The 22,207-nt window shown below is 61.0% G+C and carries 21 protein-coding genes; 11 read left to right on the top strand and 10 right to left on the bottom strand.

Features of this window, described 5'->3' with window-relative positions; translation table 11 throughout:
• The 6 genes from ACFOW7_RS21425 to ACFOW7_RS21400 form a co-directional block, all read left to right on the top strand.
• Positions 1-1,189: HNH/endonuclease VII fold toxin-2 domain-containing protein (locus ACFOW7_RS21425; RefSeq protein ID WP_378168551.1), on the top strand; the 1,189-nt coding region annotated here is incomplete at its 5' end.
• Between the two features lie 24 nt (positions 1,190-1,213).
• Positions 1,214-2,215 (top strand): WD40/YVTN/BNR-like repeat-containing protein, encoded by a 1,002-nt coding sequence (locus ACFOW7_RS21420; protein ID WP_378168549.1) that lies wholly within the window; start codon positions 1,214-1,216, stop codon positions 2,213-2,215.
• A gap of 121 nt (positions 2,216-2,336) precedes the next feature.
• On the top strand, positions 2,337-2,726 hold the full coding sequence (locus tag ACFOW7_RS21415) for a DUF4150 domain-containing protein (RefSeq protein WP_378168547.1): 390 nt from the start codon (positions 2,337-2,339) through the stop codon (positions 2,724-2,726).
• Between the two features lie 5 nt (positions 2,727-2,731).
• Positions 2,732-4,183 (top strand): HNH/endonuclease VII fold toxin-2 domain-containing protein, encoded by a 1,452-nt coding sequence (locus ACFOW7_RS21410; protein WP_378168544.1) that lies wholly within the window; start codon positions 2,732-2,734, stop codon positions 4,181-4,183.
• A 23-nt stretch (positions 4,184-4,206) separates the two neighbouring features.
• Positions 4,207-5,214, top strand: a complete 1,008-nt coding sequence (locus tag ACFOW7_RS21405) for a WD40/YVTN/BNR-like repeat-containing protein (RefSeq protein WP_378168542.1) — start codon at positions 4,207-4,209, stop codon at positions 5,212-5,214.
• A 31-nt stretch (positions 5,215-5,245) separates the two neighbouring features.
• Positions 5,246-6,553, top strand: coding sequence for a HEAT repeat domain-containing protein (locus tag ACFOW7_RS21400; RefSeq protein WP_378168538.1), 1,308 nt, complete (start codon positions 5,246-5,248; stop codon positions 6,551-6,553).
• A gap of 226 nt (positions 6,554-6,779) precedes the next feature.
• Here the strand turns inward: ACFOW7_RS21400 and ACFOW7_RS21395 are convergent, their stop codons facing one another.
• On the bottom strand, positions 6,780-7,883 hold the full coding sequence (locus ACFOW7_RS21395; protein WP_378168536.1) for a DJ-1/PfpI family protein: 1,104 nt from the start codon (positions 7,881-7,883) through the stop codon (positions 6,780-6,782).
• A 167-nt stretch (positions 7,884-8,050) separates the two neighbouring features.
• Between ACFOW7_RS21395 and ACFOW7_RS21390 the strand changes: the two genes are divergently transcribed.
• On the top strand, positions 8,051-9,052 hold the full coding sequence (locus ACFOW7_RS21390; protein WP_378168533.1) for a GlxA family transcriptional regulator: 1,002 nt from the start codon (positions 8,051-8,053) through the stop codon (positions 9,050-9,052).
• A 34-nt stretch (positions 9,053-9,086) separates the two neighbouring features.
• On the opposite strand, the gene ACFOW7_RS21385 is transcribed toward ACFOW7_RS21390, so the two are convergent.
• From ACFOW7_RS21385 to ACFOW7_RS21365, 5 genes are all read right to left on the bottom strand, one after another.
• On the bottom strand, positions 9,087-10,196 hold the full coding sequence (locus ACFOW7_RS21385) for an aKG-HExxH-type peptide beta-hydroxylase (RefSeq protein ID WP_378168531.1): 1,110 nt from the start codon (positions 10,194-10,196) through the stop codon (positions 9,087-9,089).
• Entirely contained in the window at positions 10,193-10,696 is a 504-nt protein-coding gene (locus ACFOW7_RS21380; RefSeq protein ID WP_378168529.1) for a GNAT family N-acetyltransferase, read from the bottom strand. The genes ACFOW7_RS21385 and ACFOW7_RS21380 overlap by 4 nt, the downstream gene beginning before the upstream one ends.
• 311 nt (positions 10,697-11,007) lie before the next feature.
• Entirely contained in the window at positions 11,008-11,910 is a 903-nt protein-coding gene (locus ACFOW7_RS21375; protein ID WP_378168527.1) for a cupin domain-containing protein, read from the bottom strand.
• A gap of 2 nt (positions 11,911-11,912) precedes the next feature.
• A complete protein-coding gene (locus tag ACFOW7_RS21370) occupies positions 11,913-13,256 on the bottom strand; it encodes a radical SAM protein (protein WP_378168525.1) in 1,344 nt (447 codons plus the stop codon).
• Positions 13,257-13,622: 366 nt separating this feature from the next.
• Positions 13,623-13,886: a hypothetical protein gene (locus ACFOW7_RS21365; protein WP_378168522.1), complete on the bottom strand. Its 264-nt coding sequence runs from the start codon at positions 13,884-13,886 to the stop codon at positions 13,623-13,625.
• 318 nt (positions 13,887-14,204) lie between these two features.
• On the opposite strand from ACFOW7_RS21365, the gene ACFOW7_RS21360 reads away from it, so the two are divergent.
• The gene (locus ACFOW7_RS21360; protein ID WP_378168520.1) at positions 14,205-14,402 is read left to right on the top strand and encodes a hypothetical protein; all 198 of its coding nucleotides are present in this window, start codon (positions 14,205-14,207) and stop codon (positions 14,400-14,402) included.
• A 275-nt stretch (positions 14,403-14,677) separates the two neighbouring features.
• Here ACFOW7_RS21360 and ACFOW7_RS21355 read toward each other — a convergent pair whose 3' ends face one another.
• Entirely contained in the window at positions 14,678-15,496 is an 819-nt protein-coding gene (locus ACFOW7_RS21355) for an AraC family transcriptional regulator (protein ID WP_378168518.1), read from the bottom strand.
• Positions 15,497-15,631: 135 nt separating this feature from the next.
• On the opposite strand from ACFOW7_RS21355, the gene ACFOW7_RS21350 reads away from it, so the two are divergent.
• Entirely contained in the window at positions 15,632-15,904 is a 273-nt protein-coding gene (locus tag ACFOW7_RS21350) for a hypothetical protein (RefSeq protein ID WP_378168516.1), read from the top strand.
• On the opposite strand, the gene ACFOW7_RS21345 is transcribed toward ACFOW7_RS21350, so the two are convergent.
• Positions 15,901-16,947 (bottom strand): hypothetical protein, encoded by a 1,047-nt coding sequence (locus ACFOW7_RS21345; RefSeq protein ID WP_378168514.1) that lies wholly within the window; start codon positions 16,945-16,947, stop codon positions 15,901-15,903. The genes ACFOW7_RS21350 and ACFOW7_RS21345 overlap by 4 nt on opposite strands.
• A 626-nt stretch (positions 16,948-17,573) precedes the next feature.
• Between ACFOW7_RS21345 and ACFOW7_RS21340 the strand changes: the two genes are divergently transcribed.
• Positions 17,574-18,509 (top strand): DNA-binding protein, encoded by a 936-nt coding sequence (locus ACFOW7_RS21340; RefSeq protein WP_378168512.1) that lies wholly within the window; start codon positions 17,574-17,576, stop codon positions 18,507-18,509.
• Here the strand turns inward: ACFOW7_RS21340 and ACFOW7_RS21335 are convergent.
• Positions 18,506-20,095, bottom strand: a complete 1,590-nt coding sequence (locus ACFOW7_RS21335) for an RCC1 domain-containing protein (RefSeq protein ID WP_378168510.1) — start codon at positions 20,093-20,095, stop codon at positions 18,506-18,508. The two genes, ACFOW7_RS21340 and ACFOW7_RS21335, sit on opposite strands and share 4 nt — an antisense overlap.
• Positions 20,096-20,251: 156 nt before the next feature.
• On the opposite strand from ACFOW7_RS21335, the gene ACFOW7_RS21330 reads away from it, so the two are divergent.
• Positions 20,252-20,863 (top strand): hypothetical protein, encoded by a 612-nt coding sequence (locus tag ACFOW7_RS21330; RefSeq protein WP_378168508.1) that lies wholly within the window; start codon positions 20,252-20,254, stop codon positions 20,861-20,863.
• A 141-nt stretch (positions 20,864-21,004) separates the two neighbouring features.
• Here ACFOW7_RS21330 and ACFOW7_RS21325 read toward each other — a convergent pair whose 3' ends face one another.
• Positions 21,005-22,111, bottom strand: a complete 1,107-nt coding sequence (locus tag ACFOW7_RS21325) for a tyrosine-type recombinase/integrase (RefSeq protein WP_378168506.1) — start codon at positions 22,109-22,111, stop codon at positions 21,005-21,007.
• Positions 22,112-22,207: the final 96 nt, after the last annotated feature.

The following is a 22,207-nucleotide window of genomic DNA, read 5'->3' as shown; positions in this document are numbered from 1 at the left end:
AAAAGCTCAAAACCACGGGGTGGCCGGCAAACTGCTCAGTAGGCTTGACCGCAGCAAACACCAGACGGCCAAAGCTAGAGAAGGACGTCAAGGCAGCGATCAAACGACGGCCTGGATCCATAATCATTGTGATTTCCTGCACAACAAGCCGCGTAGCGCCAAGGATTTGTTAAAGGACCTGAAATCTATCCCTGAGAAAATGGCTAAGGACTTAGGGATTGCAGCCTTGGAGGCGGCCAAGAATAAGATGCAGGCCGAATTGACGGAGCTGATTCAGAAAAAAGTAACGGAGGTCATAGCCAAAAAGGCCGCTGGCCGCCTAGCTGTCAGGGCAGCTTCCGTAGTGACTGGACCGTTTGCGATCGTGATCAATATCGCTATGACGGCCTATGACGCTTATGATCTGCCTAAAACCTGGGATCAGGTGAAAAACAGCTTTCCCGATAAAGTTAAACAAATCGAAGAGACAGCGCGCAAACTCCAGGAAGCGACGGCCAAGGTTAACGAGATGAAAGATGCCTTGGCAAAATACAGTGGAGACGATCAAAACCTGGCTGCGGACGTTATGCAGGTTGCGGCGGAACTTAATCCATGTATCCGCGCCCGCCGGTGTTCCCTGGTGCCCTACGGTAATACCCACCGACTCGACCATCTACGTGCAGATTGCAATAACATCGGTGAGGAACAAAACCCGGTCAATGGACCAGATCATGGGAAAGGTTGCTGCCCAGGACAAAGCGGGCACCATGTTCTCCCCGCTTCGATGTTCGATCATTGCGAAAAATATAAGAAGACCATTAATTCGCCACCAGGGACTGGATGTGTGAACCAATTGGCTCCGACCATCTGTGTGGAGGGAACGAATCAATATCAGGCCTCCCATGGTCATATTCACGGCAAGCTGAGCCAGGTTTTGAGAAATGCAAGAAAGGGCAATGGACAGCCGATCCCGGATAAAGGCCCAATGACTAAAGACGAGGCAATCGATGCCGGGGCAGAGTCGATTGTGCTGGCATTTCCCTCGTCCGGGTGTAGTAAGAAATGTTTAAAGGCTCAATTGCGTGCTTTTTATAAAGATCTTGACTGTCAGCCGATCAGCTCGGATGGCTTGGGTAAGCCACCCCGTTCCGGGCCTACTACGCCGGGTAGTTCCACGGGAACTCCTCCGAATACCGGGGTTGACGATTAACCGTTCCGTTAGAGAAAGGAAGCCATGCTCAGCTTGAAGGAATACCAGGATTTTATTGAAGGCTATTATGTTGCGGATTGTGCCGTCCGGTCTAAAGAAGCCTTCAGTTTTATGCTGCGACAGCACTCACCTGAATACACGGGTGAAACCGTCCGATTGGAAGTGCGGATTCTTAATTTCTTTCCCAATGCCGAAAGTGGAAAACGGATCGGCTGTCGGCAATATCACGGTTTCGAGCTGGCCTATCTGGCTGCCTCCACCGAGCCCAAAGCCCAGGCTGTGCTAGTCAATCTCGATGGCGATGTGGCAGTGCTGGGTGGGGGATACAACGATATGGAGGAACCAATCGAGCAAGGTGCTGATGGCCCGCGGCGAGGAGGGATATTCGGCCTCTCTACGGTAGCTGGCCATATCTATGCCCTCAGCGCGTGGCGCGGTATTGCCCGGCGCCTGGGCACCAATCAATGGGAATCCCTCTGCAGGAAGGATGCTTTACCGGAACCATCAACAGGCAAAGGCAGCATCCAGTACGGTACTTCCTGGGGTTTCCAGGCAGTCGATGGTTTTAGCGAATCCGATCTCTATGCCGTAGGTGGCAAAGGCGACGTTTGGCATTACGACGGTAAGGTCTGGGCGCAGTGTCCGTTGCCGACCAATATGCTGCTTGAGAACGTGTGCTGTGCCGGCGACGGCCAAGTCTATATCGGTGCCGAAAGCGGCTCGGTGATTCGCGGTCGTGGCAACCATTGGGAGGTGTTGCACCGCGGTTCGATGACCATTCCATTCCGCGATATGGTCTGGTTTCAGGACCGTGTCTGGTGCACGTCGGATTACGGCGTCTGGCAGATCATCGACGGCGAGCTGGTCGGAGCTGACTTGCCAGGTATGGCTGCTGTCTGTGCCGGACACTTATCCGTTGGCGATGGGGTGATGTTGCTGGGCGGGCTCAATGGTGCAGCGTTATTCGACGGCCAGACCTGGCAAAGAATGATCGACCCGGCAATCGTCGATTCTGTGGTGCCCTGAACAACAGGGCCTTCGGGTGCGGCGTCAGCCAGCAAATCGGCGTACAGTCAGATGCGCTGGTGAAGGTGTGGTAGGACCTGAGCATGACAACAAATTAACAATTTCTGTTGAGGAGGCGGCAATGCCCACCCATGTCTATGCCAATGAAGATGAGATCTGCTCCAAGGCTGCCGATGGTATGTCGGCTGCCGCTTTCCCAGACCCGTGCTGGAGCCCGCCACCGCCTTCGGCCGGGCCGATCGTTATTCCCTATTCCAATACCGTCTTTGCCCGCAGTCTGAAGAACGGCAGCAGTACCGTCTTTATCTGCCGCACGCCGATTGCGCTGAAAGACGTGTCCTTTCTCTCCAACAGCATTGGCAACGAACCGGCCACCCGGCAATTTCCGATGGGAGTCAGCAGCCACACCATCAAGGGCGACGCCTACTTTGTGGACTGGTCGCCCGATGTGAAAGTGGAAGGGCTGAACGTCTGCCGCCATACCGATCCCATGACGCATAACCATATGTGATTGCCATGGGCACCCCCTCTCCCAAGCTCCCTCTACCCGGGCGGCGCAAGTCGCCTTCACCCACCCCAAGCCCGAGTGCGACTCCGACCAAGCCCACGCAGGGCAAGAAGAGTTCGCCCAATACCCCGACCTTTCCCTATATCGACAGCCGTGCAGACAAGCAACTCTGCGCCAGGGACAAGCAGGCGATCGATGATGCCTGCAAGCCCGAGGACGATGCGGCCAAGAAAAGCCGGATGGACCAGGCCGGCAACGTCAAGCTGGGCGGCGAGGCGCAGCGGCGCGGGGTGGCCGGCAAGCTGCTCAGCAAGCTCGATATGCAGAAGAATCGGGCCCCGGCCGATGGCGCCGCCTCAAACGACCCCAGTACCGCCTGGATCACCAATCACTGCGAATTCCTGATGATCAAGCCCAGCTCGCCCGAAAAGCTGCTGGGGCAATTGCAGGGTATTCCCCAGAAGATGGCAGAGGAGCTGGGTGTTGCAGCACTCCAGACCGCCAAGAATCGGCTACAGCAGGAGCTGGAAGACCTGATCAAGAAGAAGGTCGCGGCAGTGCTGGCCAAGAAGGCGGCGGGGCGTTTGGCGATTCGGGCCTTATCGGTGCTGACCGGTCCTTTTGCCATTGCCATCAATGTGGCGGTGACGGCTTACGACGTCTACGACGCGGCCAATAGCTGGGAGCAGATCAAGAATGATTTCCCCGACAAGGTGCGCGAGATCGAGGACACGGCGCGGCGCCTCAGTGAAGCCACGGCCAAGATCGACGAGATGAAGCAGGCGCTGTCGCAGTACGCCAGCGACCCACAGCGGATGGTGTCCGACGCCATGTATGCCGCCGCCGAGCTGAACCCCTGTATCCGTGCCCGCCGCTGTTCACTGGTGCCGTTTGGCAACACCCACTATCACCAGCCAAGCAAAGCCGACTGCGCCGATATCGACGAGGCTCAAAGCCACGTCCAGGGGCCACATAACGGCAAGGGCTGCTGTCCGGGTCAGACCGGCCATCATGTGCTGCCGGCCGAAATGTTCAGTCATTGCCCCAACTATAAAAAGCAGGCCAGCAAGAAGATCCAGAAGCAGGTGGAGTCGCCAGCCGGAGTCGGCTGCGTCCACCAGCTGGCCCCTTCGCTCTGCGTCGAAGGCGTCAATAACTCGCACGGTTCGCATGGCCATGTCCACAGCGAGCTGGGCAAGGTCATGGGAGGGATGCAGAAAAACGGCCAAAGCCTGCCCAAGGGGACCGAGATCACCAAGGAGCAGGCGATCGAAGCCGGTGCCACCTCGATCGTTGAGGCATTCCCCGAATCGAAATGCAATAAGGACTGCCTCAAAGCGCAGCTACGCGCCTTCTATACCCAGCTCAACTGTACGCCGCGCAAGGCTGACGGCTTACCGGGCGGCGGTGGCGGGTCGAAAGAGACGGCTCCTGGCACAGGTGGCAACAAGCCGAGATAACTCACAAGAGACAAGGGACGCCGATGCTCAATGCGACTGAATATCAGGTTTTCTTTAAGGGTTATTCACTGGTGGACGCCGCGATCCGATCGCGCGATTCGTTCAGCTTTCTGCTGAAGCAGGACGAACCCGAGGGCGGGATGCCCGATGAGGCAAAAACCGGCCAGCGGGTCCGTCTGATCAATTTCTTTACCCAGGCCGAGCCCAACGACCGGATCGATTGCGGACAGTATCTGGGTTTTCTGCGCGCCAAGTTGGCCGTGTCGACCCAGCCCAAGCTGCAAGCGGTGCTGGTGGACAGCTCGGGCGAGGTGGCCGTGCTCGGGGGCGGTGACGACGATATGGAGCAGACCATCGTCGAAGACCCCGACGGACCACGGCGCAGCATCATCACGGCCGTCGCCACCCTGTTCGGTCATGTCTATGCGGTGGGACTGTGGCGCAGCGTCGCCAAGCGACTTGGTCCCAATCAATGGGAGTCGCTGTGTACCCAAGCCATCCTGCCCAAGCCCGGCACGGGCAAGGGGGTGGAGTTCGGCACCCACTGGGGTTTTCAGGCCATCGATGGCTTTGCCCCGGACGATCTGTATGCCACAGGCGGCCATGGCGAAGTCTGGCACTACGACGGCCAGGTGTGGAAGCAGTGTCCTTTGCCGACCAATCTGGTGCTCTACAACGTCTGCTGTGCCGGTGATGGCCAGGTCTATATCGGTGCGCAGAGCGGCTCGATCCTGCGCGGTCGCGAAGACCACTGGGAAGTGATCCACCAGGGTTCGATGACTCTGCCGTTCAAGGATATGGTCTGGTATCAGGACCGGGTCTGGTGTACCTCCGACTACGGCCTGTGGCAGATCGTCGATGGCCAGTTGATCGAAGCCGATGTGCCGCTGGCCGTGCGTGCCTGTGCCGGCAACCTGGCGGTGGGCGACGGAGTGATGCTGCTGGCCGGCATCTACGGCGCCACCGTCTACGACGGCCAGCAATGGCAAGCACTGATCGATTTCTTCGCCTTGGCCAAGACCGCTCCCTGAGCCATTGCTCCGCTTTTTACAGGAACCGACTATGGCACCCCTCCATGCTGCCGACGACGACACCCTGATTATCGAACCGCTGGTCCAGCGCCACGTCGGCGACGCGGCCTTCTATTGGGCGCAGCACGACAGCTCGGTCCATTCGCCGCAGATCGATCTGGGCCGACTGCTGCATTTCGACCGCCTGCTACAGGCCCATCTCGATGGGATCGTGGTGGCCGGCCAGGAAGGCTGGAAACTGGCCTTCGAGGAGCTGGACCGCTGGAAAGGCGCCAGTGAAACCTTCGTCTGTGCCTATCTGGCGCTGCATGACCAGGATGGCGAGCGGCTGCGTACCGTATGGGGAAGGGTCGAAGCCGATGTGGGCCGCAATCTGCGCGGTCTGGTTTCGGCGCTCAACTGGGTTGGCGCCGACAGGGCGCTGCCCTGGCTGGAACGCTGGGTCGGTGCTGACCATAACCCGGCGCTGCAGGTGACGGCGCTGCGGGCGGCCGTGCTGGGCGACGAGTTGCTGCTGGCGCCGGCAAAGCCACTGCTGCCGCGTCTGGCAGCCAGCCCGGCTGCGCCGGTGCGCGCGGCGACGGCCAGGCTCGCCGGGCAGCTCGATCCGGCCGGTCCGGTCCTGGCGACCTTGCTGCGTGATGACGACCCGGTAGTTAGGGCTGAAGCCGCGATTGCCCTGGGGTGGAATGCCGCCAACGATGCCGCGCCCTTGCTGTGGAAGACCTGCGCCGAATGGATCGGCAACCATCACGCATTGCAAGGCTGGCCACGTTTCCAGGCCGAGCGACGGCTGGGACGCTGGCTGCGTTATCTCGGCGCGCTCCTGCCGCCTGGTCATCCGGCCGTCCCTCGGCTGCTGTCGCAACTGCCGCCACGTTTAGGCTTGTTGCTGGCGCTGCATCATGCCGATCCGGCGCATCTGCCCTGGGTGGTGACGCAGATGGATGCCAAGGAGACCTCACGCTTTGCCGGCTGGGTCTGGAGCATGCTGACTGGCGTGGCGCTCGATGAGGCAGACATGGTGGTGACGGAGCCGGAGATCGAGGAGGAGCTGAGCCTGCTGAGCCGCGACCAGGATGCCGGTCTGCCCGAACCCGCGCCCGACCGGGTGCGCGCTTGGATGGACGCCTATGCCACCCGCCTGCCACATGGCACACCCTGCCTGTTTGGACAGGCGCTGACCGATACGGTCGTCACTGATCTGCTATGCAACGGCCCGCAGGCATTGCGCTGGATGGCGGCGCTGCGGATGCCTCAGCTGTTTTTCAATATACGGGAGCCGGCCTGGCGTCAGTGTCTGTTGCTGGAGCAATTCCAGCAGTCTGCTGCAGCGTAGCAGGGACGGAATGGACCGAGGACAGAGAAAGGCCGGCGAACCGGCCATTTCTCTTAAATGGAAAATAATAGGAAATATATTTGCAAGGTATATGGCTGACTGTAAACACAAATAAATATTATATGGCAATCAATCGATCCATGATCGTCTCCACTGTCACCGTCTCTGTCATCAGCAACGCTCCCTGAGGTTTGGCAGGAAAGAAGGCCAATGACGCTGAACCGTCCTACGGCTGCCAAGGATACTCAAGCTGCACCGCCACCAATCTCGCGGTATCGGCGCCGTAAAGCGTCCCGATTTCCTGTAGCGTCCGATCAAGTGCCTGCACAGAAGGCGTTTGCCTGTCGTCTGCCATCACCCTGGCGGGCGCCTCGCCTGTTCCTCTCACCCGATCGGGCAACAGGGTCAGCCCATGACGGGTGCGCACGCTGCCGGGTGTCGCGGCCACGGCGTAGGCGCGGCTGCGGTAGGTGCGCGAGAAGGCGTCGGCGCTCAGCGCCAGCGCGATTTCATCCACGCCGGGACTGACCGGCAGACCGATATCCTGCTGACGTGAGAACAGATAATTGAGCGCCCCCGTCAGATACAGCCCGAACCCCAGCCGGAAGCGGTGGCTGTCGTGCCGGCTGTCCCAGCTTTTCACACCCACTTCCGTCGCGACCGCCGCCGCCCGGGCCGGGCCGGCGATGGCTTCGACCAGCGCCAGCGACAAGGGAATGGCGGCACTGACCCCGGCGCTGGAAATTCTGCTGCGATCGGCCACATAGCGCACATCGCGTAGCCATACCGTATCCGGAAAGTCCTTTTCCCTCTGTGCCTGGGTGGCCCAATGGCCGGTTGCGCGGTATCCCTTGAACAGCCCTGCCTGCGCCACCACCAGGGCGCCATCGCAGATGCTGACGATGGTGGCACCTTTGCCGGCCTGCGATTTGAGCCAGTCGAGCAGGGCCGGTTCGTCTGGCTTGGTGACGGCCGGGACGATCACATAGTCAGCCCCTTGCGGAAAGCGCTGATCGAACTGGGCAAGCGTCGCCTGTGCTTCGACCTTCAGCGTCGGGTGCAGCACAATCGGCCCGGCAGCCGGTGCCAAGGCCCAGACCTCTGCTGCGCCGGATCGGCTCAGGATGCCGTAGGGCACCACAAAGTCGCTCAATTCCGTGCCGGCGTTGTGGCTGACCACGGCAACGACGGGTTGGGTCCGGCCAAGACGGGCTTGATAAGGGGGAATCGACCCGACCGGGCTGGCCTCGACGGTGCCGGGTGAGGCGGCAAGGGCCGGGAGCGGGCACAGCATCGAGCACAGCAGAAAGAGAAAAGACAGACGGAGCATGGCGTTTCTTCATCAAGGCAACGCCGGCAGTGTGACGCGGACCTGCTGTCGATACCGGACAAGAAGCCCTGCTTTTCGGCCAATCTGGCGGAGCAGCGCAACATCCGGCATGGAATGCAGCCTGGTCAGGCCTGATAATCGCCGCTCCACTTCTGCTGTCGATTGCCATGAGCCAAGCCCATCGGATCGTGATGGTCGGTTTTCCGCCCGTTCAGTTGCTTGATATTGCCGGCCCGCTTGAGGTGTTCTCGATTGCCAACGATAAGGCCGAGGCCAGCGGCGGGCCGCCGCCCTATGAATTGATCGTTGCGGCTGCCCGGACCGGCCCATTGGCCAGCACGGCCGGCGTGCCGCTGTTTGCTGCCGTGAGTGTCTATGCGCCTATAGAGGCCGACACCTTGCTGCTGGCAGGTGGCCGCGGGGCGCGGCAGTCGGTGCGCGATACCACCTTGATGGAAGCCCTGGCCCGCTGGTGCGAGCAGGTGCCACGGGTCGGGTCGATCTGTACCGGAGCGTTTCCGCTGGCAGCGACCGGGGTGCTCAGGCAGCGTCGGGCCACTACCCACTGGGCCCATTTCGATGAGTTCGCCGGTCTGTTTCCCGATGTCCGGATCGAGCGCGATGCCCTGTTTGTGTGCGATGGCAAATTCCATACGGCAGCCGGGATTTCTGCCGGCATCGACTTCGCGCTGGCCCTAGTCGAGGCCGATCTGGGACGCCGACTGGCGCTCGAAGTCGCCCGTGAGCTGGTGGTGTTTCTCAAGCGGCCCGGTGGCCAGTCGCAGTTCAGTGCGCAGTTGGCGGCGGAGGTGGACGCAGACGACCCCAGCCGTTTTGCCGAACTGATCGCGTGGATGACCGACCATCTGGCCGAAGATCTATCGCTCGACCGGATGGCCGAGCGGCTGGCGATGAGCCCGCGCAATTTCAGTCGCCGCTTTGCTGCGGCGATGAAGACGACACCGGCGCGCTATGTCCAGCAGCTGCGGGTGGATGCGGCACGGCGGCTGTTGACCGATAGCGATCTGCCTGTCGCCCGCGTGGCGGCCCGCTGTGGCTTTGCATCGGCCGAAGCGATGCGACTGGCTTTTCAGCGCCATCTGCGCATCGCCCCGCAGGACTTCCGGGCGCGTTTTCAAAGTGCTGGGCGGACCGGGGCTGACGACTAGAAACCGCCCGGCCTCGCTGGCCGACTCCAGTGGCTTAGACCGTCGCCTTCTCTTCCAGCAATCCTTCGCGGGTCCGCGCCATGATGGCTGGTGCCGTCCGGCTCAGAAAGCGGCCGGCGTGGTCGGCGCTGACCATAAAGGCCGATGCGGCAAAGCCGCGCTCGATAAAGCGTTGCCGTTCGCGCGAACCGGGACTTTCCACAAAGCGGGCGTGGTACTCGCGCCAATAGCGGTGCAGCACCGCCCATACCACACAGGCATGGATAAAGGCGTGCGGAGTGAGCGGATTGCCGGTCCAGGGCGAGGGGCGGGTGTCGTTGACGGCCGGATCGGCAAAGCGCTCCCAATCGAGCAGCGGATGGACCAACTCGGCACAGTCGAGCGCGCAATGGACCGCCTCATGCAGCAGTGCTTCGGCCAGCATGGCCGGGCTGGTTGCCGCGCTGGTATTGACCATCACCACCCGTCCGATCACCACCCCGGAAGTCGCCCCCCAGCATTCGTGCGGCCGGCTCGCTTCCTGGCGCAGAACCAGATTGCCGACCAGGCCGTGATAGAGGTCGAAACCGAGCGGAACGGTCTGACACAACAGATTGAGCGCCTCGTCGATGGCAGCCCGGTCGGCATCGAGGCGGCGCCGGTCGGGCAGGGACGCTTGACGCAGTCCGGCCGAGGGATGGACCAGCCGTGGCGGCAGTGACAGATCGATCGGCACCCCGCACGCCAGACGCGGTCCAGCCCAGCGGCGGCCGATCCGGGTGAGGCCGGGCGTATCGGCCGGTGGCGCTTCGCCAAGCCACAGATGGCCGAGCGGCGACCAGTCGTCGAGATGCTCATCGCCGGCGGCGATATGGGCGGCTTCGATCAGTGTCGCCAGCTGCTGACCGTCGTCTCCGCCCTGCCGCAGTGCCTGACAGAGCCGCGGCGCCCGCAGCAGCTCGCTGGCCGCTTGTTCGGGCAGCTCATCGAGCAGGGCATAACAGTGCTCGCGCCGCGTGGCATCGCTCAGTTTGGCCAGCCGATAGTGCAGCAAGCGGGCCAGCCGCTCGTCGCGGACCTGCCGCAGCGTGACCACGCAGTTGTGCGGCTCGATGGGGCGCTCCAGCAGGATAGCGATAAGGGCGGGAAGCAGATCGGCGGTCATGGGGCGCTCCGGGTCGAAGGGTCAGGGAAGGTAGCCTCGGTCAGCGGTTTGGCCATATGAATGTCGGTGACGCGATAACCGAGGTGCTGATACAGCGCCACCGCCGCGTCGTTATGGCCGAACACATGCAAAGCCAGGGTGGATGCGCCCAGTTGCCGGGCGGTGGTTTCGAGCAGCTGCATGGCGGCACGGCCGAAACCGCGGCGCCGCCAGGTAGGGGCGATAAACAGGTCGTAGACGAAGGCGACCGTGGTGCCAGGCCGCATGGCCAGCCAGATGGCGCCGACCGGACCATCGCCGGCATGGTCGATGGTGTAGAGATGGTGGCCTGGCGTAGCGAGCCCTTGATCGAGCAGCCGGCCGAATTCCATTTCGGCCCGTTGCTCGGCGTCAGCCGCTGGCCAATCGCCCACCGCTACCTTGTCGGCGGCGTAGTCGGGGACGACGCGGGCGACCAGTTGCTGGAATTCCGCATCATTCATAGGGCGCAGACTGAGCATGGCCGTTCTCCGCGAAAAGAGGCACGGATCGCCTTACGCCACTTAAGCGACCCGGCCGAAATGCCGGACTGCCAATACGCGACCCCGGCCGCGTGGCACCCGCCATTCGGCAATGACGGGTGCCAGAATTGCATGACGGCATCAAAAAAAAGAAAATTTTAGGCAAATGTGCTGCAAGATATAGTGCGGATAAATAAATATAAATAAAAAATCATATTTTTTATTGTGGCGCTCCAGGGGGCGCTTTCCTCGGTTGGCGCTCGCCGCTGAGCGGCTGTTTGCGCCGGTTTCTCCTCGTGTCGTACCGGGTCTTATTGGCGGGCGGCAAAATCGGCCAGCCGGCCCGACAGGTCAGTGGCATGGGTGGAAGCCAGGCTCTGATGCAGCAGATCGAGTGCCTGTGCCATCAGCGCCGGAGTAATCGGTTGCAGCAGTTCTGCGGGCATGGCGTCGAGTTCAGTGCCCGGCGTCAGCGGAATCGAGCGGCGCAGCGGACTGCCTTCCTGTTCGGCGAGCAGTCGCAGCGCCAGCTGGCAGACGTCGTACCAGCGCAGCGGATGGATGCCGATCGATAGATGGATCGAATAGGTATCGGCCACCGGCTCATGGATTACCCCGCGCGGCAGATACAGCGTATCGCCCGCTTCAAGCACCACTTCCTCGTAATCGGGGCTGACATAATCGACGCCGATACGAAAGCGCTCCTCGCCCAGCGGCAGGCTGCGCCGGCCCTCGAATAGCCGCCAGCGTTTACGGCCGGCGATCTGTAGCACCACCAGATCGTGGGTATCCCAGTGCGGCGGTGTGCTTTTCTCCGAAGGTGGGGTGAGATAGGCGTTGATCTGCGATTCAAAGCCGAAGAACTGTTCGGCCATGATGCGCAGCCGGTTGAGCGGCGGCGACCATTGCTCGATCGAGCGCAGGATGATGGTGGCGCCGTCCTCGTGCTGCGCCAGCATCCTGGCCTTGTCGACAAAGCCGCCGCCACTGCAATAGAGCGACTGCGGCAGCGGGTCGTTATCGCGCGCCAGATTGAAATTGGTGGCCGGAATCCGTACTGCCGTCACCAGCCGGTCGATTTCGCCCATGCCGATCAGTTGATCGAAGAAATGCGGATCGTGGCGTTTGATCAAGAGCCGGTTGCGGTCGAGGTATTCATTGAGGAAAGTGCTGGCGCTGATCGGGGCAAGAAAGAAGGGGAAGGGGCGATCCATGGTTATGCCTCCACCGCCAGAGCGGCTGCAAACAGCAGATTGAGCCGGTCTGGCATATTGCGCTTGGCCGACGGACAGGGCGCGTGGCCCTCGTGCCACGATTTCGGGCAGTGGCCACCGCACACGGGCAACATGCGGCAGGCAGCGCACTGCTGATGTTCGCCGGCCAGCAACTGCTGGTTGAAATCGCGCAGCTTGAGCGCCGGGGCTTCGCTGGGGCGACGCTGGAAATGGATGGTGTGGACCGGTACCGCCATCTGGTACTGGTTGGGCGTGCCATAAGCGGGCACATAGGGGACTTCGGTGCAATTGAAGGTGCTGCCGTAGGCGTCGGTGACTTCTCCCTGACGTTGCACCGACAGGCAGACGATGGGTCGGCGCGGCGGCACCAGACCCACTTCAAAGCCAAGCCGGAGCTGGAGTGCCAGCCATTCAAGCTCGAGCTGGGCGAATTCTTCGGGGCCAAGCGCCGTCTGGTCGGCATCATTGCCCCAGGCGTAGACCGGCGAAGTATAGAAGCGCACCCGGCCAGCGAGGCCGGCGCCGGCGATCGCTTCGATCAGCGCTTCGACCTGGGCGGCGTTATGGCGGTCGACATTGCAGCGCACCACGATGCCCAGCTCGGTGGCGGCACAGACCGCCTGTAGGTTGGCAAAGATCTTGGCAAAGCTGCCCTGGCCGGTCTTGGTAAAGCGCAGCCGGTCGTGCTGATCGGCAAGCCCGTCGAGGGTGACTTCCGCTTCGCGCACCTGATGCCGCTCGCTCAGCTCACGCGCGACCTCGGGCGTCAGTGCCATGCCATTGGTGACGATGCGGGCGCTGTAATCGCAGCCGAACTCACGGGCCAGCAACTGGGCACGTTCGCCCAGGCTGCGCATCACCGATAGTCCGGCCAGCGGCTCGGCGCCGAACCAGCCGATCTTGAGTTGGCGGTAGCGGCCGCTCGCGAGCCGTTCGCGTATCCGGTCGAGCAGGTCGCGCTGATGGGTTTCGCTGAGCTTCTTGCGGCTGTGTTCCTGGCCGCAGTAACTGCAATCGAGCTGGCACCAGGCGCTTGGTTGCACCACTTGATAGAGCACATCGTGGCCGGCCACGGCCGCTATGTTTTCCTGCACCACGCTGCTGAATTCGTCTTCGTCCTCGGCCACCAGCACCCGGGCATCCTGTAGGCGCTGGCACAGCGTCGGGTCGAGCGCCTGCCACTGGCCGGCTTGCAGCATCTGCCAGACGGTCTCGGGCATGGTGGTCAGCCTGCCTGTGCGGGTCGGGAAGATCACCCGGCCTTCAAAGCCGGTTCGGGCCACCGACAATAGATCGCTTGCTACCAGATATCGAGATAATTTCAAATTATTCGGCATGATTTACCCCGTCGCCGCGGGCGAGAGACCGGATATAAAACCTCCGATTTGCAGGGCGGCGCTATGTCGATTTAAATCGACCGGTTTCCATGCGGATAAAGAAAGCCCTGCTCGGCCCGGACGGACTGATTCAGGCGAAAACGGTCGATATATGGAATATAAAAAAACGGCTGGAGCGATTAATCGCTTATTGGAAAGTTCCTCCTCCTACAGCCTGTCCAATTTATTGGGTTTGTTGATCGTCGATCCGACCAGGTGGTCGGATCGACGCTGCTTAGGGCAGGCGGGTCACGACAGTGACCCGGGTGCAGCCGATCGAATCAGGCTGCGAAGGTCGTGCATAAAGCGTGGGAACTAGTTGCGACGGGACTTGAGAACGTTGTTGAGCGCGGCTTCCAGGCCACCGGCACCACAAGAACCGTTCTTGTCGAAGAAGGCCTTGAGGTCACCGACACCGGGTGCACCACAGGAACCGTTCTTGTCGAAGAACGCGACCGGCGCCATGTCGATCACTTCCTGAAGTTCGCTTTCGCTCATCCGATCCACCCGCTTGAGCGCGTTATTGATTTCCACGCCAGCACGGGCAAGTAGGGCTTTGGCTTCATTGCGATCTGCCATGATTTGTCTCCTTTGAATGTTAATCCGTATCAGACGGAATATCTGAAGTCATTTTTAAGCACGCTTTTGTTTTCAGCGCATCGCTAGGCTATTACAAGCCGGGATTTGAAACAAGGCGCCATTTACTTCAAAACGACGAACGGCAATTCAAAAAGATTGCTGCCGAATCAATATTAAAATTCAATTATTTTTCCACACACAAAGTCTCCGTTTATCTCTGCTGACGGCAATTTGGCTGGAATGCCTCAGACATGGTGTCGTCAAACCTCTTATCTAGATCAGTGAGAATGAACGGGATATTCATGGATAAACGACAAAGTGAAACTCAGCCGTTTGTTTTTTGATACGGCATGGGGTGGAATTTTTACCGAATTGCAGAGTAATCGACCTGGAAATGCCCAGGTTTTTAGATGGCAGGAAGATAGAGGGAAAACGAAGGTGGAATTAAGGAAAATTGCCGGCGCACTTGATGGGTATGGTCTTCAATGGAAATTAAAATGCCTTTTCTGTGCCTGAGCTGATTTTGTGTTTCTCGGAAAATAAACAATTATTGTCTTGTAAGTTTTTCAGTGGAAAATCAAGAGAAAATTTTTCGAATTCAATCGTGCAAATGCAGGGTAACGGCGCTCAATGCTTGTCCGACTCGGCTCCAGCTATCCGTGCAGGTTGGATATAACAATGTTTTTTATTTCCCTAAATTTTTCTGTCCGATGCCTCGAGACAGATCAGCAGGCAACTCTCCGACAGCAAAAATATTGACGGGAATCCATCGGCAAGCGCAAAGCCGGGTCTTAGCGACCGGCCTGATTTCCTTGTTCGTCATGCCAGCCGGTCGGTTTATCACTAGCGAATGCGGTGCCCGCTCCACCTGGTCCCGTGATGCGCTGCCAATGCCCAGGCGTGATGCCCAGATGGCGGCGGAAGGTATCGATAAAGGCGCTTACGCTGCGATAGCCCAAGCTCAGCGCCACCGTGGTGACAGGAGTGCCGGCGCCCAAATGCTCCAGCGCCAGAAAGAGCCGCATCTGTTGACGCCATTGACCTAGGCTGCAACCGGTCTGCTCAAGGAAACGGCGCGTGAGGGTGCGCCGGCTTAGACCAGCCCGCCTGGCCCAGCCATCGAGGTCGCTATCGTCGTCGGGGTGATGCAGCAAGTGCGTGGTGAGTTCGAGCAGGCGCGGATGGCTAGGCATCGGCAGATGACACGGCTGAGCCGGCTGGCGTACCAGGGCGTCGGCAAAGGTGGCGAGATAGGGAGCAAGGCGGCCAGCGGACCAGTCCGCTGCACGGCTTAGCTCGTCGAGCAGCGCTGTCAGCAAGGGAGTGGGACGGACGACCTTGAGCGTGGCGGGTAGATGCCGCTGACTCCAGGATGGATCGAAATACAGCGCGACACCGCACATCTGGCCGTGGATCGCCGCGCCGTGCGGCAGACGCGGCGGTAGCCAGCCCAGACAGCCAGGCGGCATCAGCCAACGGCCGTTGCCGGTCGTGATGCTGACCACACCGCTTTGTAAGGCCAGTAGCTGCCCTTGCTGATGGCTATGCGGCTCGGGTTCGGAGCGGGGAGGATGGGTGAAGCGGCGGACTTCCAGTAAATCCATCACCATGGCCCGTTGGCGTTATCGATTGACCCGATGACGTTAGCAGGCCAGGCCAAGACCCGCCAGACTGAGGACTTTTCTCAGACAAGGAGCCGGGCATGGAAATCCGTGGAAAGGGTCAACAAGCGCGAGGGCAGTCTTATGAAGCCGCATGAGCTGCTGCCCGACCAGCACGATACCGTTGTGGTGAACGGCAGCACGGTGCGCAAAGGCAGCGTCGGGGCTTTTCTGGTGAGTTGGCGGCTGGCATCCGACCCGGCGCAAGCGGCATCGACCCGCGAGGAGGCCAAGGTCGACCTGCTGGCGCTCGTGCCGGCCTTGGCTGCGCTGGGCTTATTTGAGGTGCTGACGCCACGCGATCCGCAATTGGCGCAGTGGGTGCAGACGGCCTTGGCTGACCGTGCCGTGAGCTAGCAGGTGGAAGCAGACAGCGCGTCAGGGCAAGGGCTCTCGCTGTCTTGCTGAGATTGCAGAATCTCGCGCCGCACCAAGGTAAAACCGGTCGAGTTGAGAATCACCTCGACGCCGGCCGGAACATGCAGGCTATGCAAGGGATCGGCATTAAAGCGCAGCACGATGGGCGGATGCTCCGAGCGCAGCAGCAGCTCGACCGTGGCCTGGCCAAAGAAAGTCAGCAGGCAATCGCGGTGGTCGTTGTGCCAGCGTGTCAGAACCGGGGTGGCCTGTTGGGCCGGCGCAATAAAATCGACTTCCTCGACCAGCGGGCTCAACGCCAGGTGGTAACTGTCAGGGCCAGCGGCGGCAAACAACGATGGGGTCCAGAAAACGCCGCTGGCTCGGCTTGGGATCGTGCAAGGCCGCGGATGGCCCGGGGGCATCGACCAGGCAAGCGGCTCCAGCACCGCATGCTGACTGGTTTCGGTCGAAGGCTGTCTGGCGTAGGCCGGCCGGACCCCGCGCGGCGCAGACGCCGAGGCAGTCGGGTCCGAGGATTGTTTAGAGGGAGGGGCGGCGCGGGGGATGGCCAGGACGGGCAACTCAGCATCCAAGGCCGCCAGGGGAAAAGTCATGGCCGTGCGGGTAGCGCGCTGACGACCTTCCGGCCTGATCGGCTCATTGCGGACGACGATATTCCCCATATTGCTGAACAGATAAGCAATCCCGCGCTCGATCACCAGTTTGCGTTGGGTCGAGGGCTCAAATACGAGCGATATTCTTTGATGTCGGGTCGGTGAATCGCGCCGACAATCGATAAAATCGCCACGAATCAATTGTCCAGCCGGACCGAAAAAAGTCAGCCGCTCGATTTGCCCGGCATGCAGCGAATAACCTTGGCAGGTGAAATGGCGCTGATGGGTCGCAATATCACAGACAGGTGGCCGTTCGCTTGATGAAACCAGAACTGTCGAGTCGAAAGTGTCGGCCTGATTGGCTTCCCAATGCAGGCCATCAATAGCCGTACCTTCAGAGGTGTCGGCTGGATGATATGCAGTCATATCGCCCCCCAATGGATGAGACTTATATAAAAATAAATTGGTAAATAATGCCAAAATTTTTTATGCGTATCAGTGAGCTTATTAATCGCAAGAAAGCGGTTTTCTGTAAACCGTACAAATGAACCAGTCGGCGAGCTGCCGACGAACGGTAAATGGCTCATCAATATCGCGGGAATTTGACTGAACAATAAAAGCATCGAGGGCGGGAATATTCATCAGTAGAAAAAGAAAACCCGTTGCGCCTCGGAAGAGATGTCTGTTAATTACGACAAGCTTTGTTGCATAAAAGCTGGGCAAAGGCCGCGCCGCGGGCTTGGCGCCTCCAGCGGAACGGTTCGCCGCGCCAGAGACAGCGCAGGAGTGTCCGAGGAGGCCCTAACCGGGGTGGCAGGCATGTCGAAGCGGCTTACAGGCAGCTCGTGAAACATCAGCAGCTGAAAGATGGCAGGGCTGGGAGCAGCTTGAAGGCTGGGTTTGGGGCTTATTTCACCTTATGTTTCACGAATTATCCTGCTTGCTCTGACAGAAAAAACGCCATAATGCCGATTATGAGGAATGGGACGTTATTACTTACTAAATATTCAAGTTCAAAGTAGTATATCGAAACTAATAATCAGGAGATGTCGATGCCCCGTCCAGCCACCATTGCCACCCGAGAAGCGGTGTTCGCTGCCTGTGAAGCCCTGCTGGCCGATGGTCGTGATGTCAATCTGCATGCGGTGCGCGAGCGTCTCGGGGGAGGGGGGCCCAATACCATCCAGCAGCACCTGGTAGCTTGGCGTCAGCAGTTGGGGGAGAAGGCCCGGCGCATTATCGAAGCGCCGACCTTATCGCCTGAACTGGTGAAGATGCTTGAGGAGGTGGTATGGCATATCCGCGCCGAGCTGGGCCTGGAACTGGAGACAGAAAAACAGGCCGTGGCCGAAGCCGCCCGTGCCGCCCAGGATGCCGTTGCCCGCGCCGATGCCGAACTCACTGCCGCCCGGCTCGAGAACCAAGGGCTGCGCGGTGAACTCGACACCCTCAATATCCGTCTCCAGGCCGAACAGACCCAGCAGCAATGGCTACAGGAACAATTGGCGGAACTGCGCCGCCAGCACGAAGCCGCCGTGCAGGAGCGCGCTGCCCTGCGCGAAGAGGCGACCCGACAGATCGAGGCCACGATTGCCGAGTGGCGCGACCGTTATGCCGGCCTGGAAGCCAATCTGGCCGATGAACGCCGCTTTTTTGCCGAAGAGACCGACCGGCAGCGCCAGGCCGCCCGGCAACAGGTCGAGGAGGCACGCAGCCGGCTGGCCACGGCCGAAGCCACGCTGGAGCAGGAACGCACTCGAATGCAGACCCAGTTGTCGCGCCAGACCGAGCAGCTGCGAACACTGGAACGGGAACGTGGCGAATTGGGCGGCACGCTGGCTGCGCTCAGCAGCGAACTCGAGCGGCTGGGGAAGGCCCATGCCCAGCTTCAGACCGAACAAAGCCGCCAGCTGCGCGAACTGGAGCGCTGGAAGCGCCGCGCCCGCGCCGCCGAGAAACTGCCGGCAGCACGCGACGGGCAGGGTTAGTTGTCGCAGAACAATTTGGGCAGGCGGCGACCTTCAGGGATATTGCCGTTCTCGTCGGTAACGACATAGATCACCCGCAGCCGGCAGCTCTGCAGCATCTCGGCGTCGCTGCTGCCGTAGCCGATGTAGATCAGGGCGCCGAGAAACTTCTCCAGATCGAGATCGGACAGCACGTCGACAGTAAGCCGGGCTTGGGCGTCGTCTTGCAGGATATTTTCCAGCATCGGCTTCAGGGCGCCGCCCGTATACGGCACCCAGCCATGGGAGCCGCTGCGCTGATAGATCTGCTCGCGCAGTTCGGGCGACAGCAGCTGGATATTGTCGCCATTGGGCAGCCGGGCACCGACATAGAGGTGATAACCGCCCGGGTTCGGTCGCGACGGCAGCTTGAGTTCCACGCTCAGCGAACGCTGCTGGCGCCGGCCGCTAGCGTGGACATTGAGCAGAAAAGGCGGCCGCTGTTCAGGTGCCAGCGCATGATTGGCCAGCGTCGGGTCAAGGTCGAGAAAACCTTGCAGCGAAGATTGGGCAACCAGGGTCGGACGATGACGCGTCACCTGGGTGCCATCACCGAGCTGCCCGGTCAGATTGCTGCCCAGGGTCTGCACCAGGCCGTCGCTGCGCAACAGCATCGTATGCTGCTCGCCGGCCGCGACCATGGTGGTGAAGTCGGCTTCGGGCAGCCATACGGGATAGGGCGCCAACAGTGGCGCTTCGGCACCGAGCTGGCCATGCTCATTGCGGCCCCAGCCCCAAACCGTCCCGTCGCGCCGCAGCGCCAGGGTATGCTGGTTGCCTGCGGCGATGGCAATGATCGCTTCGAGCTCCGGCAGCGCGACCGGTTGATGACGTGGTTCCAGATCACCCAGGCCAAGCTGGCCATAGCGATTGTCGCCCCAGACATAGACCCGGCCATCACGCCCCAGCGCCACGCTATGACGCTCACCACCGGCCAGGGCAACGACAGGGCCAAGTCCCGGCAGCGGCTGCGGTGTAGCGCCGGTGTTGGGGTCGGCCAGGCCAAGCTGGCCATCACGACTGTTGCCCCAGCTGAACACCACGCCGTCGCTGCGCAGCGCGAGCCAGTGTTCCTGGCCGGCGGCAAGGGCGACGATATCGGTGAGGCCCGCCACCGGCAGTGGACGCGGTGCCAATCCTGTGCCGGTATGACCCCAGTGCCAGACGCTACCGTCGCGCCGCAGGGCCAGACTGGTGCGGGCACTGGCGGCTACGGCGCTGACCTGGTCGAGGCCCTCGACCCGAAGCGGATTTGCCCGATCGATCAGGCTGCCGTCGCCGAGCTGACCATGGGCATTGCCGCCCCAGGTCCAGACCTGACCACCCTGGTCGAGCGCCACTGCGTGAAGCGGCCCAGCCGCCAAGGCGGCGATTCCGCGCAGGCCCAGCGGCTGTGGCACGGTAGCCGAGGCGATGCCGCCCAACTGACCGTTGCTGCCGTCGCCCCAGGCAAAGACCTGACCGTCGCGATCGAGCGCCAGACTGTAGCGGCCGCCGGCAGAAACGGCCGGTGGTACGGCAGCTAGTGACAATAAAGGCAGACAAAGCAGCGTCAGGTAGCGGAGCATAGGGAGGTTTGTTGTATATAGAAGCAAACCCGGCACTGTAGTCGAAGCGGTAGCGTCTGAGCGTGGTGCTATTGCCAGAATGCGGCTTTGCGACAAGTCGTGTGCTAAAACAGGGCGGTTGCTGGCAGTACCGCCCAGTGATGGAGAATCAGGCTTATGAGCAGAACCACCGTACTGTCCACCTTACTGATTGCCCTGTTGGTACTGCCGGCTCAGGCGGCCTACAGCATGAAGGTGGTGGCCTCGATGCCCAAGGGTAGCGCCGGCGAAAAGCTGACGGCCAAATACCCCACCAATACCAAGATGTCGCCCTGCGACGGAGCCGCCTTCGACGCCGTCGGCTTTACCGTCACCTACGAAGCCACCAATGCGACCAGCAAGAAGGTCGACCGCGATATCTACTTCATCATGTCCAACCCCGAAGGCCGCATGGCGCCGCGTTTTCTGGTGCTCAAGAAACAAGGCATCGGTTCGAGCCTGATCAGCGCCTTCCGCGCCGATGTATCGCAGTTGTCGGCCGTCGAAGATGTCTATATCCCGCGCGCGGAAAACCTGAGCAGCAGCGGCCCCTTTACCGATGTGATCATCAGCAATGCCATCTCGCTCCAGGGCGCCGGTGCCGGCATCTGGACCCTGACCGGCATCGTGGCCGATGGCACCTCGCCCAATTTCAGCTTCGACGACCCGTCGAGCTGGGATGCCTGGGACACCGCCACCATCATGCTGCGCAAACCTTGGGCTGGAAATCAGAAGCAGATTTGCGAGTGAGCCGCTGCATCGGTGAAGTTTTAACCATATCTGCTCACCGATGCCCGGACTGTCCTGGCGGGGCTGGTTCAACCATTGGAAACTAATCTGCAAAAGCTCTGCAAGACAGAGCGCGCCAAAGTGAGAATATTTAAAATATTTTCACTCTTTGATTTTATCCTGCCCCTGGCTGGGCAAGCTGAAACCCGCAAGCGTTGCCGCATGTCTGGCCCGGTCTTCCACATGACGGTAGAGGCCGGTGGTCGCGATGCTGGCGTGGCCCAGATTGTCCTGCAAGACCTTGAGATCGACCGTTTCCGCCAGGTGGGACGCCCCGGTATGGCGCAACCAGTGGGTGGACGCCTGGCGCAGCCGCTGGGCGCTTTCAAGTTCGCCACGCTGCTGGGCGTGGGCGGCGGCGCCCAGGCACAGCGTACGGACGATCAGATAGACATGCTTGGCCGCCACCGGCGCCATCGAGGCGATCCGCATCAGGAGCGGCGTCTCGTCACCGCCGCGAGGCCAGGGCGACAGACCCTTATGGCGCCGGTAATCGGCCAGCGCTTCCAATAACGGCGGCGGCAGCGGCACATCGCGTGGCTTGCCGCCTTTGCCGATCACGCTGAGCCAATGGGCGTCATCCTGACGCCGCAACTGGCCGGCATGGCCGATGGTCTCGCTGCGGCGGATCATCGTGCCGTAGAGCAGCAGCAACAACCAGCGCGCCCGCAGATAGTGCTCGGTCTGACGCGGTGTATCGCGCGGCAGGTTGTCGAGATAGTCGAGCAGAATCGCCATATCGGCCCGGCTCAGATAGCGCACCACCCGGCGCGGCGTGCTGCTGCGGCCGGTACGCAGCCGTGCCCGGGCAGCCAGCGGATTGCGGGTCAGATGACCTTCGGCTTCGAGATAGACAAACAGACTCTTCAGCGAACGCAGCGCGAGTTCGATACTGCGCGGCGCCAGCGGACCACTGAACGGCCGCCACTGCGGGTGGCCAAGCGGCCGGGCCGGGCCGCACCAGTCGGCGGGAGGCGTGGCCAGAAAGGCTTCGTATTCCTGTAGATGCTGGCGCCGCAACTGCGCCAGCGCCAGGCCCTGATGATGCAGCCATAACAGCAGCCGGCGCGCCTCTTTCTGATACACCGCATGGGTATTGGGCGAGTTGCGGTATTCATTGAGCCATTCGCCGATCCAGCGCTGGTCGCGATCGACAATATTGGCCGGCAGAACGGCCACGGCGGTCGGAGGAACAGAGGTCGGATGCATGCGGGCAAAGGAAAAATATCGGCAGAAGGCGCAGCCTGGTGCGGTATTGCCGATCGACAAAGGTTGGAAAATTACCGTGCCACCGAGGCAGCCCGC

It is taken from the genome of Chitinimonas lacunae, assembly GCF_042650885.1.
GTDB lineage: Bacteria > Pseudomonadota > Gammaproteobacteria > Burkholderiales > Chitinimonadaceae > Chitinimonas_A > Chitinimonas_A lacunae.
The sequence above is the reverse complement of the archived record's forward strand: the minus strand, read 5'-3'. Positions and strand labels throughout refer to the sequence as shown.

Bases quoted from the DNA above. Each gene is read 5' to 3' on its own strand.
- ACFOW7_RS21420 (WP_378168549.1), top strand. From the start codon at position 1,214: ATGCTCAGCTTGAAGGAATACCAGGATTTTATTGAAGGCTATTATGTT.
- ACFOW7_RS21415 (WP_378168547.1), top strand. From the start codon at position 2,337: ATGCCCACCCATGTCTATGCCAATGAAGATGAGATCTGCTCCAAGGCT.
- ACFOW7_RS21410 (WP_378168544.1), top strand. From the start codon at position 2,732: ATGGGCACCCCCTCTCCCAAGCTCCCTCTACCCGGGCGGCGCAAGTCG.
- ACFOW7_RS21405 (WP_378168542.1), top strand. From the start codon at position 4,207: ATGCTCAATGCGACTGAATATCAGGTTTTCTTTAAGGGTTATTCACTG.
- ACFOW7_RS21400 (WP_378168538.1), top strand. From the start codon at position 5,246: ATGGCACCCCTCCATGCTGCCGACGACGACACCCTGATTATCGAACCG.
- ACFOW7_RS21395 (WP_378168536.1), bottom strand. From the start codon at position 7,883: ATGCTCCGTCTGTCTTTTCTCTTTCTGCTGTGCTCGATGCTGTGCCCG.
- ACFOW7_RS21390 (WP_378168533.1), top strand. From the start codon at position 8,051: ATGAGCCAAGCCCATCGGATCGTGATGGTCGGTTTTCCGCCCGTTCAG.
- ACFOW7_RS21385 (WP_378168531.1), bottom strand. From the start codon at position 10,196: ATGACCGCCGATCTGCTTCCCGCCCTTATCGCTATCCTGCTGGAGCGC.
- ACFOW7_RS21380 (WP_378168529.1), bottom strand. From the start codon at position 10,696: ATGCTCAGTCTGCGCCCTATGAATGATGCGGAATTCCAGCAACTGGTC.
- ACFOW7_RS21375 (WP_378168527.1), bottom strand. From the start codon at position 11,910: ATGGATCGCCCCTTCCCCTTCTTTCTTGCCCCGATCAGCGCCAGCACT.
- ACFOW7_RS21365 (WP_378168522.1), bottom strand. From the start codon at position 13,886: ATGGCAGATCGCAATGAAGCCAAAGCCCTACTTGCCCGTGCTGGCGTG.
- ACFOW7_RS21355 (WP_378168518.1), bottom strand. From the start codon at position 15,496: ATGGTGATGGATTTACTGGAAGTCCGCCGCTTCACCCATCCTCCCCGC.
- ACFOW7_RS21350 (WP_378168516.1), top strand. From the start codon at position 15,632: ATGAAGCCGCATGAGCTGCTGCCCGACCAGCACGATACCGTTGTGGTG.
- ACFOW7_RS21345 (WP_378168514.1), bottom strand. From the start codon at position 16,947: ATGACTGCATATCATCCAGCCGACACCTCTGAAGGTACGGCTATTGAT.
- ACFOW7_RS21340 (WP_378168512.1), top strand. From the start codon at position 17,574: ATGCCCCGTCCAGCCACCATTGCCACCCGAGAAGCGGTGTTCGCTGCC.
- ACFOW7_RS21335 (WP_378168510.1), bottom strand. From the start codon at position 20,095: ATGCTCCGCTACCTGACGCTGCTTTGTCTGCCTTTATTGTCACTAGCT.
- ACFOW7_RS21330 (WP_378168508.1), top strand. From the start codon at position 20,252: ATGAGCAGAACCACCGTACTGTCCACCTTACTGATTGCCCTGTTGGTA.
- ACFOW7_RS21325 (WP_378168506.1), bottom strand. From the start codon at position 22,111: ATGCATCCGACCTCTGTTCCTCCGACCGCCGTGGCCGTTCTGCCGGCC.